At 24.0% G+C, this 12,970-nt stretch carries 15 protein-coding genes, 1 tRNA gene and 1 other RNA gene; 8 read left to right on the top strand and 9 right to left on the bottom strand.

The annotated features are described in order from the left end of the window. Positions 1–56: 56 nt before the first annotated feature. Complete coding sequence (ilvA, locus tag MP018_RS00085) at positions 57–1,322, top strand: threonine ammonia-lyase (protein WP_259082718.1); 1,266 nt, start codon at positions 57–59, stop codon at positions 1,320–1,322. Here the strand turns inward: ilvA and MP018_RS00080 are convergent. Further along, positions 1,319–2,059 (bottom strand): TrmH family RNA methyltransferase, encoded by a 741-nt coding sequence (locus tag MP018_RS00080; protein ID WP_259082719.1) that lies wholly within the window; start codon positions 2,057–2,059, stop codon positions 1,319–1,321. The two genes, ilvA and MP018_RS00080, sit on opposite strands and share 4 nt — an antisense overlap. Before the next feature lie 25 nt (positions 2,060–2,084). Between MP018_RS00080 and MP018_RS00075 the strand changes: the two genes are divergently transcribed. Next, positions 2,085–2,498 carry a type I restriction enzyme HsdR N-terminal domain-containing protein gene (locus MP018_RS00075; protein WP_259285630.1) on the top strand — a complete coding sequence of 138 codons (414 nt, stop codon included), beginning with the start codon at positions 2,085–2,087 and terminating at the stop codon, positions 2,496–2,498. A 3-nt stretch (positions 2,499–2,501) separates the two neighbouring features. Here MP018_RS00075 and gap read toward each other — a convergent pair whose 3' ends face one another. Then, entirely contained in the window at positions 2,502–3,506 is a 1,005-nt protein-coding gene (gene gap / locus MP018_RS00070; protein WP_259082721.1) for a type I glyceraldehyde-3-phosphate dehydrogenase, read from the bottom strand. Between the two features lie 191 nt (positions 3,507–3,697). Here gap and MP018_RS00065 point away from each other — a divergent pair, with 191 nt between their 5' ends. Continuing rightward, complete coding sequence (locus tag MP018_RS00065) at positions 3,698–4,429, top strand: DUF475 domain-containing protein (RefSeq protein ID WP_259082722.1); 732 nt, start codon at positions 3,698–3,700, stop codon at positions 4,427–4,429. Here MP018_RS00065 and MP018_RS00060 read toward each other — a convergent pair. Then, entirely contained in the window at positions 4,412–5,533 is a 1,122-nt protein-coding gene (locus tag MP018_RS00060; protein ID WP_259288629.1) for a dihydrolipoamide acetyltransferase family protein, read from the bottom strand. The two genes, MP018_RS00065 and MP018_RS00060, sit on opposite strands and share 18 nt — an antisense overlap. A 5-nt stretch (positions 5,534–5,538) precedes the next feature. Then, complete coding sequence (gene pdhA, locus MP018_RS00055) at positions 5,539–6,543, bottom strand: pyruvate dehydrogenase (acetyl-transferring) E1 component subunit alpha (protein WP_259288628.1); 1,005 nt, start codon at positions 6,541–6,543, stop codon at positions 5,539–5,541. Between the two features lie 35 nt (positions 6,544–6,578). Between pdhA and MP018_RS00050 the strand changes: the two genes are divergently transcribed. Further along, a tRNA-Arg gene (locus tag MP018_RS00050) sits at positions 6,579–6,652 on the top strand. Here the strand turns inward: MP018_RS00050 and argH are convergent. Further along, entirely contained in the window at positions 6,634–7,980 is a 1,347-nt protein-coding gene (gene argH / locus MP018_RS00045; RefSeq protein WP_259082725.1) for an argininosuccinate lyase, read from the bottom strand. The two genes, MP018_RS00050 and argH, sit on opposite strands and share 19 nt — an antisense overlap. An 18-nt stretch (positions 7,981–7,998) precedes the next feature. Between argH and MP018_RS00040 the strand changes: the two genes are divergently transcribed. The 3 genes from MP018_RS00040 (at position 7,999) to rnpB (ending at position 9,609) form a co-directional block, all read left to right on the top strand. Continuing rightward, positions 7,999–8,763, top strand: coding sequence for an ATP-binding protein (locus MP018_RS00040; RefSeq protein WP_259288627.1), 765 nt, complete (start codon positions 7,999–8,001; stop codon positions 8,761–8,763). 2 nt (positions 8,764–8,765) lie between these two features. Further along, positions 8,766–9,275, top strand: a complete 510-nt coding sequence (locus MP018_RS00035) for an aldehyde dehydrogenase family protein (protein ID WP_259082727.1) — start codon at positions 8,766–8,768, stop codon at positions 9,273–9,275. Positions 9,276–9,292: 17 nt separating this feature from the next. Next, positions 9,293–9,609, top strand: an RNA gene (gene rnpB / locus MP018_RS00030) — RNase P RNA component class A. Here rnpB and rsmH read toward each other — a convergent pair. After that, positions 9,605–10,507 carry a 16S rRNA (cytosine(1402)-N(4))-methyltransferase RsmH gene (gene rsmH / locus MP018_RS00025; protein ID WP_259288626.1) on the bottom strand — a complete coding sequence of 301 codons (903 nt, stop codon included), beginning with the start codon at positions 10,505–10,507 and terminating at the stop codon, positions 9,605–9,607. The two genes, rnpB and rsmH, sit on opposite strands and share 5 nt — an antisense overlap. A gap of 19 nt (positions 10,508–10,526) precedes the next feature. Here rsmH and dapF point away from each other — a divergent pair, with 19 nt between their 5' ends. Then, positions 10,527–11,312, top strand: a complete 786-nt coding sequence (dapF, locus tag MP018_RS00020; protein WP_259082729.1) for a diaminopimelate epimerase — start codon at positions 10,527–10,529, stop codon at positions 11,310–11,312. Here dapF and rplQ read toward each other — a convergent pair. From rplQ to rpsD, 3 genes are read right to left on the bottom strand one after another with little or no spacing between them, the layout of a single operon-like run. After that, entirely contained in the window at positions 11,301–11,648 is a 348-nt protein-coding gene (rplQ, locus tag MP018_RS00015) for a 50S ribosomal protein L17 (protein ID WP_020931734.1), read from the bottom strand. The two genes, dapF and rplQ, sit on opposite strands and share 12 nt — an antisense overlap. Beyond that, the gene (gene rpoA / locus MP018_RS00010) at positions 11,626–12,339 is read right to left on the bottom strand and encodes a DNA-directed RNA polymerase subunit alpha (RefSeq protein WP_259082730.1); all 714 of its coding nucleotides are present in this window, start codon (positions 12,337–12,339) and stop codon (positions 11,626–11,628) included. Before rpoA ends, rplQ begins: the two co-directional genes overlap by 23 nt. Before the next feature lie 7 nt (positions 12,340–12,346). Then, positions 12,347–12,970: a 30S ribosomal protein S4 gene (gene rpsD, locus MP018_RS00005; protein ID WP_259288625.1), complete on the bottom strand. Its 624-nt coding sequence runs from the start codon at positions 12,968–12,970 to the stop codon at positions 12,347–12,349.

Below are 12,970 nucleotides of genomic sequence, written 5' to 3'. Positions count from 1 at the left end.
TTATTTTAAATAAAGTAAAAAAATAAGCCTTTTAATAATATTTAATTTCTAAATAAGTGAATTCATCAATAAACGAATATTTTCCATCAGTTAAAGATATAATAGAAGCAAAATATATATTAAAAGATATAATCTATAATACTCCTTTACAAAAAAATACAATTTTATCAGAAAAATATAAATGTAATATTTTCTTAAAAAGAGAAGATTTACAAATCGTAAGATCATATAAAATTAGAGGTGCATACAATAAAATTAAAAGTATATCAAATGATGATCTGAAAAATGGGATTGTATGTGCAAGTGCAGGTAATCATGCACAAGGTGTAGCATATTCATGTAATAAATTAAAAATATTTGGTACAATATATATGCCTATAACTACTCCCAAACAAAAAATAGATAGAGTTAAAATGTTTGGAAAACATTATATTAATATAATCTTAACAGGAGATACATTTGATGAATGTAGTTATAAAGCATTTAAATCTTGTAAAAAAGAGAAAAAAAAATTGATACATCCATTTGATGATAAAAGAATTATAGAAGGACAAGGAACAGTAGGATTAGAAATTTTACAACAAATGAAAGATAAGATAGATTATATTTTTCTCCCTGTTGGAGGTGGTGGATTAGCTTCTGGAGTTGGAAGTTATTTTTATCATATAAGTCCATATACTAAAATAATAGGTGTAGAACCTAAAGGAGCGCCTTCTATGAGTTTTTCATTTATTGAAAATAAAGTAATTGAATTAAAAAATATAGATAAATTTATAGATGGTGCATCTGTAAAAAAAGTAGGATTATTAAATTTTAATATTTGTAAAAAAGTTTTATATGATATAAAACCTTTACATGAAGGTAAAGTTTGTACAACAATACTTGATTTATATAATTTAGAAGCAATCGTAGCAGAGCCTGCTGGTGCTTTATCTATATCAGCATTAGATATTTATTCTGATAAAATCAAAAATAAAAATGTAGTCTGTATCTTAAGTGGAGGAAATAATGATATTATTAGAACGGAAGAAATTAGAAAAAGATCTTTGATCTATAAAGGATTAAAACATTATTTTTTAGTTAGATTTCCTCAACGTGCTGGAGCACTTAAAGAATTTGTAAGTACTATTTTAGGTCCCAATGATGATATCACATATTTTCAATATTCTAAAAAAACTTCTAAAGAAGAAGGTCCAGCTGTAATAGGAATAGAATTATCAGATAAAGAAGATTTTTCAGGAATGATTGAAAAAATGAAACATTATAATATACATTATCAATATATTAATGATAATCCAGATTTATTTGATATACTTATCTAATAAAAAAGTCTTTGTCTAATAGCTTCATATAAAAGAGCCCCACAAGCTACTGAAACATTTAAAGATGTTAAAGAATTTTTTATTAAAGGTAATTTAACTCTATTATTACAAATAGATAAATAATTTATTGATATACCCTTTTCTTCACTTCCTAATAGAAAAGCTGTAGGATTTCTATAATTAATATTATAGCATATATAATCTGTTTTTTCTGTTACAGCTATAATTTGAATTCCATAATTTTTTAAAATTTTAATTATTTTAATAATATTGTTTTCTTTACAAATTGGGACTTTAAAAAGTCCACCTGATGAGGTTTTGATAGAATCACTATTTACTAGATTGTTATTAGATATAATAATAGCATCTACACCAGTACAAGCTGAAGTTCTAACAATAGAACCAAAATTTCTAACATCTGTTATACTATCTAAAATTAGTAACAATGGAATTTTTCCATTATTATAAATATTAGGTATTATATCTTCTATTTTATAGAATTCTATAGGATCAATAATTGCAAACACTCCTTGATTATTTTGATTCTTTTTATTCTTTTTTTTAAGATTAAATCTTTCAAAAAGTGGAATTTTTTTTAAATAAGAAAATTTTATTATTTTTTTTAATTTAAAATTAAGAAATTTTTTTATTATGAATATTTTATAAATTTTTTTTTTATATTTTATTGCTTCAAATAAAGGGTTTATTCCATAAATAGTAAGTAGATTTTTTTCCATAATTTTAAAAACATTTAATATGAAAATGAAATATAACTTTGAATATAAATATCATAATAATAATACATATATTTATTGTCTAATTAGACAGAAATATTATATTCTTACTAAAGAAGAATATGTTAGACAACATATGTTATATTATTTAATATATAATAAAGGTTATAATATATCTTCTATTTTTGTAGAAAAATATTTTACAATTAATAATGTTAAAACACGTATAGATATTATCGTTTATAAAAACAAAAAACCTTATCTTCTTATTGAATGTAAATCTTCATGTATTTTTTCCCAAAAAGTATTATCTCAAATTCTGAGATATAATTTTTATATTAAAACTAATTTTTTAATAATAACTAATTGGATAAATAATCTCATTTTTAAAATTGATAGAAAAAATAAGATTCTTATTTTTTTAAATGAAATTCCAAAATAATAATTACAAAGTATTTATATATTCTATTAAATCTAGTAATTTATTAGAATAAGCTACTTCATTATCATACCATGATATTATTTTTAAGAAAGTAGAATTTAACATAATACTTGCGTTGGCATCAAATATTGATGTTCTTTTATCTCCAATCAAATCCATTGATACTACAGGATCTTCTATATATCCTAAAATATTTTTATATTCATTTTCTGAAGCTTGTTTCATAACATACTTTACATCATCATAATTTGTTTTAGTTTTTAAACTAACTGTCAAATCTACTACTGAAACATTAACAGTAGGAACCCTAAAAGCCATTCCTGTTAATTTTCCAGATAATTCAGGTATTACCTTGCCAACAGCAATAGCTGCACCTGTATATGATGGAATAATATTAACTAGTGCAGAACGGCCTCCTCTCCAATCTCTAATTGATGGAGAATCAACAACTTTCTGAGTTGCTGTAGCTGAATGAACAGTTGTCATTAATCCTTCTAAAATTCCAAAATTATCATTTAATATTTTAGCTATAGGAGCTAAACAATTAGTAGTGCATGATGCATTAGATATGATGTTTTGATTTTTTTTTAAAAGAAAATTATTTACACCCATTACAAACATAGGTATATCATCTTTAGGAGGTGCAGACAATATTACTTTTTTAGCACCAGATTTTAAATGATTATATGCTTTTTCATATGTAAGAAAAGCTCCTGTTGATTCTACTATGTAATCTGCATTTATAACTCCCCAATCAAGTTTAGATGGATTTTTTTCAGAGGTTATTCTAATTTTTTGATTATTAACTATTAGATGATCATTATCTATTTCTATTTTCCCTTTAAAAAGTCCATGTGTTGAATCATATTTTAACATATAAGCTATATAATCAACATTTAATATATCATTTATAGCCACTATTTCAATATTTTCTCTCTCTATAGAAGCATTAAATAGCAACCTACCTATTCTTCCAAATCCATTTATCCCAATTCTAATTTTAGACATATATTTAATTTAATGAATTTTAATAATTCTTAACAAGCTATACTAGAATCCGAATACGAATACGAATACTTTATATTCACACTTATGTATAAAAAATTTTTAAAAGAAATTTTAGACATATATTTAATTTAATGAATTTTAATAATTCTTAACAAGCTATACTAGAATCCGAATCCTTTATATTCACACTTATGTATAAAAAGTTTTTAAAAGAAATTTTAGACAATCCTCTACATTCTATATGTAAAATTTTTAACTTAGTATTAATAGAAGCTATCTTATCTATAGATAATGCTGCAATATTAACTACTATGGTTAGTAACCTGAATAAAGAAGATAGAAAAAAAGCGCTAAAATATGGTATTATCGGGGCATCTATATTTAGAATAATTTCTTTATTTATTGCTTCTGTAATAATGAAAATGTGGTTGTTAAAGATAATTGGGGGTTCATACTTAATATATTTAGGAATTAATCATTTTCTCTCTAAAAAAAGACCATTGATGGTTTTAAACTTAAAGAAAACTAAAGTTTGGAAAACGATTATTTATATCGAAATAATCGATATTTTATTTTCAATAGATAACATTTTGGGAGTATTATCTTATTCCAATAATACATTATTAATTGTTTTAGGAATCTTTATAAGTATCTTTTTAATAAGAATTAGTACAGTAAAGATATTAAGATATCAAAAAATCTATTCGTCTTTAGAAGAATCTGCATTTATTATAATAATATTATTAGGAATCAAATTAATCATTTCTATTTATGAGATTCTCTATCCAGATGATTATTTTACTTTTTTTTTACAAAGCAAAATTTTCAATATTTCATTTTCTTTAATTAGTCTTAGTATCTTCATACTTCCAATTCTATATTTAAAATTTGTTAAAAAAAGTAATTTAAATCATTATATTTAATGGCTCTTGTAATAAGTGTTTTAAACTTTTTAAATAATCACTACCTACGGCGCCATCTATAATTCTATGATCACATGTTAATGTAAATTTAGTAGTATGACCTATTACAATTTTCTCATTATTTATAATAGGTTTTTTTTTAATACTTCCTACAGATAAAATACAAGAATTAGGTTGATTTATAATAGAAGTAAATGAATCTATACCAAACATTCCAAGATTTGAAACAGTAAAAGTACTACCTTCTAATTCATTAGATTTTATTTTTTTTTCTTTAGCTTTTATTACTTTTTCTTTTATTTCAAAAGAGATTTGTCTTAAAGATTTTTCATCTACCTGATTAATTACAGGAACAATTAAACCATCTTCTAATGCTACTGCTATCCCTATATTTATCTTATTATGATATAATATACTTTTTTCTGTCCAAGAAGAATTTATTTTTGTATTTTCTTTTATAGCTAAAGCTGAAGCTTTCACAATTAAATCATTAAAAGAAATTTTATCTAAATCTTTTTTTTCGTTAATCGAGTCTCTTAATTTAATTAAATTATCCATAATTACTTCTATAAATAAAGAATAATGAGGTGATTCAATTTTAGAATTAATTAATCTTTTGCTAATTATTTTTCTAATATTAGAATGGTTAACTTCATTAGAACTTTTTTTCTCATCATCATCTAAATTATTATCAATATATCTTTCTATATCTTTTTTTAGAATTCGTCCATTAATTCCAGTCCCTTTAATATTATCTAATAATATGCCTTTATCAAAAGCTAATTTTTTAGCTAAAGGAGAAATAAAAATTCTTTTATAATTATTATTAATTTTATTTTGCTTTAACAAAGAACTAATATCTTCATTTTCAGAACCTAAAATAGCTAATACACTATTTACTGGGGCACTTTCTCCCTCTTTGATCCCAATATAAAGCAATGTAGAATTATATTCAGCTTCCAATTCCTGAATTGCTTTATCAGTCTCTATTTCCGCTATAATATCTCCTTCTAAAATTTTCTCACCTATCTTTTTCTGCCATTTTACAACAGTACCTACTACCATAGTATCACTTAGACGAGGCATAAATATAACTTCTGCCATATTATTTATTTTTTTCTTTTTTTCTCTAAAAATGGATAATCTTTTTGATTATAAACCACACTATACAGTTTTTCTACATTTGCAGAATCTGACAATTCTGCAAATTTCACACATTCATTAATTTTTTTATTAATTTCATCTTGAAATGAATTTAAAACTTTTTCTGTAACTATTTTAGTTTTTAAAATATATTGCTTTATAAGAAGAATAGGGTCTCTATTTTTAGATTCATTTACTTCTTTTTTACTCCTATATGTTTCTGCATCTGACATTGAATGACCTCTATATCTATAAGTGAGAATATCTAAAAATGTAGGACCATTACCATTTCTAGCTCTTGATATTGCATTATAAGCATGTTCATATATTTTTAACGGATCCATTCCATCTACACAAAAAGATGGCATTTTATATGAAAAACCTATTTTATATATATCTTTAATATTAGAACTTCTTTTTACAGAAGTTCCCATTGCATATCTATTATTTTCGCATATAAACACAACAGGTAATTTCCAAATCATTGCCATATTAAAACTTTCATGAAGTGATCCTTGATTAACAGCTCCATCCCCCATAATTGTTATTGTTACACCATCACGATCAAAATATTGATCAGCAAATGCAATTCCTGCCCCTAAAGGGATTTGTCCGCCAACAATTCCATGACCTCCATAAAAACGATATTTTTTACTAAAAATATGCATAGACCCCCCCATTCCACAAGAAGTTCCAGTATTTTTACCAAATAATTCCGCAATAATATTTTTAGGGTTTACCCCCATAGCAATCGGTAAAATATGACATCTATAAGCGGTAATCATCTTATCTTTCTTAAGATCCATAGCATGAACAAGACCTGCAGGTATAGCTTCTTGCCCATTATATAAATGTAAAAATCCTCTTATTTTTTGTTTTAAGTATAAAGACCTACATTTATCTTCAAATTTTCGCCAAAATGACATATCTTTATACCATTTTAAATATATATCATTATTAATTTTTTTCATTAATTTATATTATATTTATATTATAACTGTAAAAAGGCCTCGTAGCTTAATTGGATAGAGCATCTGACTACGGATTAGAAGGTTGGGGGTTCAACTCCCTTCGAGGTCACTTAATAATTTATTAATTGCGTTATTAACAACCTCAAATTTAAAATTTTTTATTAATTTTATCATTAAATATTTTAGTTTTTTATTACATAAATTGCCTATACTTCCTTCATGAGAATGTTTTATATCAGTAATAGGGGGAAAATATCCTTTTTGGATATCTAGTCCCACTTTTTTATATGCTTCTCTAAATGAAAGACCATCTTTAACTAAAGAATTAACTACTTCTACACTAAACAAATATTTATATTTCTTTTCAGATATTATATTTTTATTTATAATTAGTTTTTTAAGCAGATAAGTAAATCTTAATATTAAATTTTTTATTTCATCAAATACTGGTAAAAAAATTTCTTTAATAGTTTGGAAATCTCTATGATATCCTGAAGGAAGATTAGTAGTTATAATTGATATTTGATTAGGTAAAGAAATAATTTTATTACATCTAGATCTTATTAATTCAAATACATCTGGATTTTTTTTGTGTGGCATTATGCTAGATCCTGTAGTGAAATTTTCAGGTAAAGAAAAAAAATCAAAATTCTTACTCATATATAAACATATATCTTGAGATATTTTAGTAATAGTATTAGCTATTGATGAAATAGCTTGTGAAACTATACGTTCTGTTTTCCCTCTACACATTTGTGCATATACTACATTATAATTTAAATCTTCAAAACCTAAAATCTCTGTTGTCAGTTTTCTATTTAATGGAAAAGATGATCCAAATCCAGCTGCTGAACCTAAAGGATTTTTATTAGAAATATTATATGCGCTTTTTAAGAAAAAAATATCGTCTATAAGACTTTCTGCATAAGAGGCAAACCATAAACCAAATGAAGAAGGCATAGCAATTTGATAATGTGTATAACCAGGAATTAATATATGTTTATAACGATTACTTAACTGTATTAAGACATTGAATAAATCTTGAATTATAAAGACTAATTCTTGTATTTTATTACGAATAAATAATTTTATATCTAATAAAACTTGATCATTTCTAGATCTTCCACTATGGATTTTCTTACCTATTTTTCCTAAACGTTTAGTTAACATTAATTCGATTTGAGAATGTATATCTTCTACATTATACTCTATTTGAAATTTTCCAGAGATGATTGTATCATAAATAATATGTAATTCTTTAATTAAAGAATTTAATTCGTTAATGTTTAATACACCTATTGTTTCTAACATTATTATATGTGCTAATGTACCTATAACATCATGAGGTGCTAAAAATAAATCTAAATATCTATCTTTTCCTACTGTAAAAAATTCTATTTCTTTATTAAGTACAAAATTTTTTTGCCAGAGTTTCACAATATTACTTACTTTATAATGACTGATGTAATCAAATTTTTATCAAATAAATCTGGAGATGTAATACATATCTTAAAAGAGATTTTAGAAAATTCTATAGATGCTTCTGCAGAAAATATTAAAATAATATTAAAAAATGGAGGCAAAAATAGAATACATATTATAGATGATGGTATAGGAATGAGTAAAAATGATGCCATCAAAAGTTTTGAGAGAAAAATAGAATCAACTAAAGGATTTGAGGCTTTAACCCAGATAGAGACAAGATATATAGAATCAGATATAGGAATAAGGCTTATAATAGAAAATGGTAAATTAAAATATAATACATTGCCAATTGCAATGGATAAAGGGTGTAGCATATGTATAAAAAATATTAAGATTCCTGCTAAAAGAAAATATTCGAAATTAGAATTAAAAAATATGATTAATGAATTTTATAAACTTGTATTAAGTCATAATGATATAAATTTTTATTTAGAAAATGATAACAAAATTTTATTTGATTTAAAATCATCTTCATATAAAAAACGTATAATACAGATGATGGGGGAAAAAATGAAAGATTTTTTAATTAAAATAACTAAATATTACAAATCTAATAAATTAGAACAAAATAATCCGGAATTATGTAAGCAAATTAATTCTAAAGAATGTTTAGGTATAAATATAAAGAATATCTCGAATGTTTTGTTAAAACAAGTAAATGTCAAAAAACTTTCTACTAGAGAGATAACCTATTTTAATAACGAATATAAAAAATTAATTAAAAAAATAAAGTAAATGTGAAAGGAAATCTAGAGATAAAAAAAAATTATGATGAAATATCTAAAATTGATATTCCCCAATATATTGGAAATGAAAAAATTTATACTTCTAAAAAAGGATCAGAAAAAGATATTCAGAAAGCAATTAATTCATCTTTATCAGTTTATAAATATTGGTCAAATATATCTTGGGCCGATAGAGCTTATCTTTTTTTAAAAGCAGCTGATTTAATTTCTGGGCCATATAGATCTATAATTAATGCCGCTACAATAAGATGTAAATCTCATTTTAAGGTTTGTGAATTAATATTTTCTTTAAGATTTAATGTATTTTATACAAATAAAATATTTAACAAGCAACCTCGTTTAGGATTTGTTGTTGCTAGAACACCATTTAATATAGCTTTACCAGCCCTTATGGGAAATGTTGTATTATGGATACCATCTGAAAAACATTATGCATATGTTTTAATGGAAATTTTTAAAAAATCTGGATTCCCTGATGGGATCATTAATTGTTCTTTTTGAATGTGTGGAAAAAATAAAAAGACTACTTTATCGCGTTTATTTATATTTTAAATAAAATGAGGAAAGTCCGGACACCTTAAGGGAACACATCGGGTAATAACCGTCCATCGTGAGATGAGGAATTGTGCAACAGAAATAAAGTACAGTTTGGCTGTAGTGAAATATTGTAAACTCTGTGTTGTGAAATGTCATATATACCGGATACTTTTTTTTAAAAAAAGTGTAGTTTTCCCTTTAACTATTATTCGGGGGGTGGGCAGATATAGGTAAAAGGTAACTAACTTTTATCACAGATAAATTATGACATAATCCGGCTTATAAGTAAGTTTTTAGATTTTTTTTTCCGCTATTCTTAATATAGCACTTCTTGATCTGTTATTTTCTTTTTTTTCTTCTTTAGAGGAAAAAATTATTCTAGGTTCTAAAAGAATTAAAGGTGATAAATTATTCCCATATTTATCATATGGAACTATTCCATTAAAATTTCCAGTTTTTAAAAATTTTTTTACTATTCTATCTTCTATAGAATGATAAGAGATCACAGCAATTCTACCTCCAGGTTTTAATATTGATAAAGAGTTTTTTAATAAATCTTTTAATGCATTGATTTCATCATTTACTTCTATTCGAAGAGATTGAAATATTTTTGAGAAAAATTTATTTTTTTTTTTAGAAAAAAAATTTATACTATTGATTAGATCAAATGTAGATTTGATCTGTTTTTTTTTTCTATGTTTAAGAATTAATTTTGATATATTATTTTTTATTTCTCCAAATCTAATTAATAGATTAGATAATTCATTATCTGAATAATTATTTATTATATGTTGGGCATTAATCTTATTATCCGGATCCATTCTCATATCTAAGAGACTATTATATCTAATTGAAAATCCTCTTTTGGGAGAATTTATTTGATGAGAAGAAATTCCTAAATCAGCTAATATACCAGATACCTTATTATTATTAATATTAAATAATTTCATTATTTTTTTTATAAATCTATAATTTGTCTTAATAAGATGAAATCTTGCATCAATAATATTATTCTTTTTTATAGAATCTATATCTTTATCAAAAGCAATTACCCTACCTTGATTACTTAATTTATTTAATAATGATAAAGAATGCCCTCCACCACCAAAAGTAGTATCTATATAAATCCCATTTTTTTCTTTAACTAAGAAAGACAATATCTCATCTAATAAAACAGGAATATGATATTCATTCATTTTTTTAAATAAACAAAATATGAAAATTATCTTTTTGAAATATAAAGCAACAGGAAATGATTTTATTATAATTAATAATACTGAAAAATTATTTCTTTTAAGTGAAAAAATAATTAAAAACATGTGTAATAGAAATTTGGGAATTGGGGCTGATGGTCTAATTTTAATTGAGAAAATTAAAAAATATGATTTTTATATGAAATACTATAATTCTGATGGAAAAGAAGGAACTATGTGTGGAAATGGGGGAAGATGTTCTGTACATTTTGCAAAAAAAATAGGTATTATAAATAATAATAATACATTATTTCAAACAATAGATGGTTCTCATTATGCATCAATAAAAAAAAATATTGTGTCATTAAATATGAAAAATATTGAACTTGTGGAAGTATATAAAAAACATATCTGTATAAACACAGGATCTCCTCATCATATTCTATTTATAGATAATAAGAAAAATTATATAAATGTATATAATAAAGGAATCAAAATACGATTTAATAAAAAAAATCTAAAAAAAGGAGTAAATGTTAATTTTGTTAAAGTAAAAAAAAACATTTTAAATGTTAGAACTTATGAACGTGGGGTGGAAAATGAAACTTTCTCCTGTGGAACAGGAGTAACTGCCTCTGCAATTGCAGCTTATAATATAAAAAAATTATTATATAATAAAATTATAGTCCAAACCCTAGGAGGTGCTTTACAAGTTAAGTTTGAAAAACTACTTAAATCTTATAAAGAAATTTTTTTAAAGGGGGAGGTTACCTTTGTTTATAAAGGGATATTAAAACTAGCAGAATGAATAATCAACTAATTCAATGATTGCAGTTTCTGAAGAATCACCTACACGAAATCCAGTTTTTATAATTCTTGTATAACCTCCAGTACGATTATATATTTTTGATGATATTTTTTCTAAAAGTTCTAAAACAGATTGCTTATTATTACGTCTATAATGAATTGTATTTTTTTTACTTTTCGTAAGTAAAGGCTCAATATAATTTCTTAATGCTTTAGCTTTTGCTAAAGTAGTCATAATTCTCTTATTCTTTAGAAGAGAAAAAGCCATATTCAATAACATTGATTTACGATGAGAACTCTTTACTCCTAAATGATTATTTTTTTTTCCGTGTCTCATATATAAACATTTTTAAATGTTGTATTAATATATTAGAGGCATTGGTTAATGCATCTCTAGGATTTAGAGACCCATCAGTTTTTATTTCTAATAACAAACTTTCATAGTTTGAATTTTTATTGAGACTACAGTTATCTATTTTATATTTTACATTCTTTATAGGAGTAAATATAGAATCCATTGGAATTGATCCTATCAAATTATCTTTATTTTCTTCTGAAGTGACATAACCTATCCCTTTTTTTATTACAATAGTTATATCTAAAGATATTAATTTTTGTTTATTTAAAATTATTAAATCAGGATTTAATATATCAAATTTATTAATAGATTTCCCTAAATCAGCAGCAGTGATTTCTTCTTTATTATTAGATATTATCATATGAAATACTTCTGAGTCAAAATTTTCTTTTTTTTTGTTCTTTTTAAAACGTACTTTTTTCAGATTTAAAATAATTTCTGTCATATCTTCTATTACCCCTTTTATCGTAGAAAATTCATGATTTACTCCTTCAATTTTAACTGACGATATTGCATATCCTTCTAAAGACGATAAAAGCACTCTCCTAAGACTATTTCCAATTGTTACTCCCCATCCAGGAAATAACGGTTCTATTTTAAATAAACCTTCTACAGGTGTTAATTTTAATACTCTGAAATTTTTTGATTGTTTAAATTTTAAAAAAAACATATTTCTATTATTTAGAATATAATTCAACTATTAATTTTTCATTAATTTTTTCAGGAATTTGTTTTCTTTTTGGAATATATTTAAAGATACCTATCATTTTCTCATTATCCCAACTTAACCAATCAGAGCCTTTTAAAGAGCCTTTTAAAGAGCCTTTTAAAGAGCCTTTTAAAGAGCCTTTTAAAGAGCCTTTTAAAGAGCCTTTTAAAGAAATTTTATCTCCTGGTTTTAAATTAAAAGAAGGTATATTTACAATTTGCCCATTCACAGTAATATTACGATGTGATACTAATTGTCTTGCTTCAGGTCTAGAATGTGAGAGGTTTAATCTATAAACAATATTATCTAACCTAGATTCACATAATTGTAAAAGTATTTCACCTTTAATTCCTTTTTTTTTTGAAGCCTTATAAAACATTTTTCTAAATTGTCTTTCTAATATACCATAAGTATATTTACTTTTTTGTTTTTCCAACAATTGAGTTGAATAAAATGTTTTTTTTATATTTCTACTATTAGCATGTTGACCAGGTGGATATTTTTTTTTTTCAAAACTTTTATTAGTCTTTCCATATATTAATTCTCCAAATTTACGAGAAATTTTGGTTTTTGGTCCTATATATCTTGCCAT

It is taken from the genome of Candidatus Karelsulcia muelleri, assembly GCF_024818015.1.
GTDB lineage: Bacteria > Bacteroidota > Bacteroidia > Flavobacteriales > Blattabacteriaceae > Karelsulcia > Karelsulcia muelleri_C.
Note: the sequence above shows the minus strand (reverse complement) of the source record. Positions and strands in the feature narration are given on the sequence as shown.

Excerpts from the sequence above, each read along its gene's own strand:
- MP018_RS00080 (WP_259082719.1), bottom strand. The coding sequence starts at position 2,059 with ATGGAAAAAAATCTACTTACTATTTATGGAATAAACCCTTTATTTGAA.
- MP018_RS00075 (WP_259285630.1), top strand. The coding sequence starts at position 2,085 with ATGAAATATAACTTTGAATATAAATATCATAATAATAATACATATATT.
- gap (WP_259082721.1), bottom strand. The coding sequence starts at position 3,506 with ATGTCTAAAATTAGAATTGGGATAAATGGATTTGGAAGAATAGGTAGG.
- MP018_RS00065 (WP_259082722.1), top strand. The coding sequence starts at position 3,698 with ATGTATAAAAAGTTTTTAAAAGAAATTTTAGACAATCCTCTACATTCT.
- MP018_RS00060 (WP_259288629.1), bottom strand. The coding sequence starts at position 5,533 with ATGGCAGAAGTTATATTTATGCCTCGTCTAAGTGATACTATGGTAGTA.
- pdhA (WP_259288628.1), bottom strand. The coding sequence starts at position 6,543 with ATGAAAAAAATTAATAATGATATATATTTAAAATGGTATAAAGATATG.
- MP018_RS00040 (WP_259288627.1), top strand. The coding sequence starts at position 7,999 with ATGACTGATGTAATCAAATTTTTATCAAATAAATCTGGAGATGTAATA.
- rsmH (WP_259288626.1), bottom strand. The coding sequence starts at position 10,507 with ATGAATGAATATCATATTCCTGTTTTATTAGATGAGATATTGTCTTTC.
- dapF (WP_259082729.1), top strand. The coding sequence starts at position 10,527 with ATGAAAATTATCTTTTTGAAATATAAAGCAACAGGAAATGATTTTATT.
- rplQ (WP_020931734.1), bottom strand. The coding sequence starts at position 11,648 with ATGAGACACGGAAAAAAAAATAATCATTTAGGAGTAAAGAGTTCTCAT.
- rpoA (WP_259082730.1), bottom strand. The coding sequence starts at position 12,339 with ATGTTTTTTTTAAAATTTAAACAATCAAAAAATTTCAGAGTATTAAAA.
- rpsD (WP_259288625.1), bottom strand. The coding sequence starts at position 12,970 with ATGGCAAGATATATAGGACCAAAAACCAAAATTTCTCGTAAATTTGGA.